The 3,071-nt window shown below is 69.1% G+C and carries 3 protein-coding genes; all 3 read left to right on the top strand.

From position 1 onward, the window contains the following. On the top strand, nucleotides 1-1,586 hold a 1,586-nt coding region (gene glmS, locus WB508_RS11820; RefSeq protein ID WP_423845081.1), incomplete at its 5' end, for a glutamine--fructose-6-phosphate transaminase (isomerizing). Beyond that, the gene (locus tag WB508_RS11815; protein WP_423845080.1) at nucleotides 1,586-1,939 is read left to right on the top strand and encodes a holo-ACP synthase; all 354 of its coding nucleotides are present in this window, start codon (nucleotides 1,586-1,588) and stop codon (nucleotides 1,937-1,939) included. The genes glmS and WB508_RS11815, both read left to right, overlap by 1 nt. Further along, nucleotides 1,933-3,071: NAD(P)H-hydrate epimerase (locus tag WB508_RS11810; RefSeq protein WP_423845079.1), on the top strand; the 1,139-nt coding region annotated here is incomplete at its 3' end. The genes WB508_RS11815 and WB508_RS11810, both read left to right, overlap by 7 nt.

Raw genomic sequence — 3,071 nt, 5'->3', positions numbered from 1 at the left:
ACCCGCACCTGGATCCGACCGGCCGGGTGGCCGTGGTGCACAACGGGATCATCGAGAACTTCGCCCCCCTCCGCACCGAGCTCGAGGCCGAGGGCGTCGAGATGGTGTCAGAGACCGACACCGAGGTTGTCGCGCACCTGGTGGCCCGCGAGCTCAAGTCCACCGACGACCTGCCGGAAGCTGTGCGGCGCGTGTGTCGTCGACTTCGGGGCGCGTTCACCCTGGTCATCTCCAGCGCCCAGCACGACGGCGTCGTGGTCGGAGCCCGCCGCAACTCACCGCTGGTCGTCGGCCGTGGGGTGGGGGAGAACTTCCTCGGCTCGGACGTCGCGGCGTTCATCGAGTACACCCGTGACGCCGTGGAGCTGGGCCAGGACCAGGTCGTCGTCATCACGCGCGACGACATCGTCGTCACCGACTTCGACGGGGAGCCCGCCGAGACCACCGAGTACCACGTCGACTGGGACGTCTCCGCCGCTGAGAAGGGTGGCTACGACTGGTTCATGCTCAAGGAGATCGACGAACAGCCGCAGGCCGTCGCTGACACCCTGCTCGGTCGTCACACTGCTGAGGGCCTGCTCCAGCTGGACGAGATGCGCCTGACCGACGACGAGCTGCGCGACGTCAGCAAGATCATCATCGTGGCCTGCGGCACTGCCTCCTACGCCGGCCTGGTGGCCAAGTACGCCATCGAGCACTGGACCCGCATCCCGTGCGAGGTCGAGCTTGCCTCGGAGTTCCGGTATCGCGATCCGATCCTGGACCGCTCCACGCTGGTCGTCTCGATCAGTCAGTCCGGCGAGACCATGGACACGCTCATGGCCGTTCGGTATGCGCGGCAGCAGCGGGCGCGCGTGCTGTCGATCTGCAACACCAACGGATCGACCATCCCGCGAGAGTCCGACGCCGTGCTCTACACCCATGCGGGCCCCGAGGTCGCGGTCGCCTCCACCAAGGGGTTCTTGGCGCAGATCACCGCCTGCTACGTGCTGGCGCTGTACCTGGCGCAGATCAAGGGCACCAAGTACGGCGACGAGATTGCCGGCATCCTCGAAGATCTCCAGCAGATCCCGGCCGGCATCCAGCGGATGCTCGACGAGGGCGATCAGGTGCGCAAGCTGGCCGCCGAGCTGGCTGGATCGCGGGCCATCTTGTTCCTCGGACGGCACGTGGGGTTCCCGGTCGCGCTCGAGGGCGCGCTGAAGCTGAAGGAGCTGGCCTACATCCACGCCGAGGGCTTCGCCGCCGGCGAGCTCAAGCACGGCCCCATTGCGGTGATCGAAGAGGGTCTGCCGGTCTTCGTGATCATGCCGCCCAAGGGGCGCGACCAGCTGCAGGAGAAGACCATCAGCAGCATCCAGGAGATCCGTGCGCGGGGCGCCCGCACGATCGTGCTGGTCGAGGACGGTGACGACGATGTGGTCCCGTACGCCGATCACATCATCCGGCTCCCCCAAGTGCCCACGCTGATGCAGCCGCTGCTGGCCACCGTGCCGCTCCAGATCTTTGCCTGCGCGTTCGCCGAGCAGCTCGGCCACGACGTCGACCAGCCGCGCAACCTGGCCAAGTCCGTGACGGTGGAGTGATGGCCATCCACGGTATTGGCGTCGACGTCGTCGACCTGGCCCGATTCACCGAGACCCTCGAGCGCACCCCGACCATGCGCACCCGGCTCTTCACGCCGAAAGAACGCGACCTGCCCATAGAATCTCTGGCGGGCCGATTCGCCGCCAAGGAAGCCCTGGCCAAGGCCATGCGGGCGCCGGCTGGCGTGTCGTGGCAGGACTTCGAAGTGTCCAACACGCCGCGTGGGGCACCAGAATTCGTCCTGCACGGCGCGGCGCCGGGCCGGCTGCGCGAGCTGGGCATCACCGTGGTGCACCTGTCGATCTCGCACGACACCACGGTGGCCACAGCCTTCGTGGTGGCCGAGTGCTGAAGGCGCACTCGGTCGCGCAGATTCGCGCCGCCGAGGAGGCGCTTGCGATCCGTGCCGGATGGGACGGGCTGATGCAGACCGCCGCGCTCGGCCTGGCCAACGCCTTGGACGCCATCGCGCCGGGCGACCTCGTGCTGATGCTGATCGGTCCGGGAAACAACGGCGGCGACGCGCTGTTCGCCGCGACCCATCTGCGTGATCGCGGCGTGCGGGTGGACCTCTGTCTCCTCGACGCCGATCAGGTCCACGCCGCTGGTCTCAAGGCTGCTGTGGGGGCGGGTGCGATCGTCGTCGACGAGCCCACCGGCCAGCGCACCTGCATCGACGCGGTGTTCGGCATCGGGGCTCGACCTGGATTGTCCGGACGTGCCGCGCACTGGGCCGACTGGATCACTCGCACGGCGCCGTTCACGGTCGCCGTCGACGTCCCCTCGGGTGTCGACGTGGACGGCGGCACGTGCCCGGGGCCTGCCGTGCGCGCCGACGCCACGGTCACGTTCGGCACCTTCAAGCCCGCACTCCTGCTGTCGCCGGCCGCAGGTCTGGCGGGCGCCGATGTCACCTGCGTCGACATCGGTCTGGGCCCACATCTTGGTCCTGCGGTGGTGGAGGCGATCGAGCCCGGGGACCGTCATCTGCTGCTCGATGCTCTGGGGTCGACCGATGGGCACAAGTACACCCGAGGCGTGGTCGGCATCGCTGCTGGTTCTGAGCAGTACGCGGGGGCGGCCCATCTGTGCGTCGCCGGAGCCCAGGCAGGCCCGTCCGGGATGGTGCGTTTCGCTGGGACGACCGCGCTGTCGGCGCGGGTCGTCGACCGAGCACCCGAGGTGGTCGCGTCCCTCGGCCGGGTGCAGGCATGGGTCGTCGGCCCGGGCGGCGACGGCGACGTCGGTGACGTGATGAACAGCGCACTGCGCGATGAGGTGCCGGTGGTGCTCGACGCCGCTGCGCTGGCCCACCTGCCCGATCGGCTGACGCCCTCGGCGCTGCTCACGCCGCACGCGGGCGAGCTCGCGAAGATGCTGGGCGTCGATCGATCCGAGGTCGAGAGCGATCCGCTCGGTCACGCCCGCGCAGCAAGTCAGCGGTGGGACGCCACGGTGCTCCTCAAGGGCCAGCGCACCGTGGT

Origin of the sequence: Aeromicrobium sp., assembly GCF_049586495.1 — a bacterium.
In the GTDB taxonomy this organism is placed as follows: Bacteria; Actinomycetota; Actinomycetes; order Propionibacteriales; family Nocardioidaceae; genus Aeromicrobium.
The sequence above is the reverse complement of the archived record's forward strand: the minus strand, read 5'-3'. Positions and strand labels throughout refer to the sequence as shown.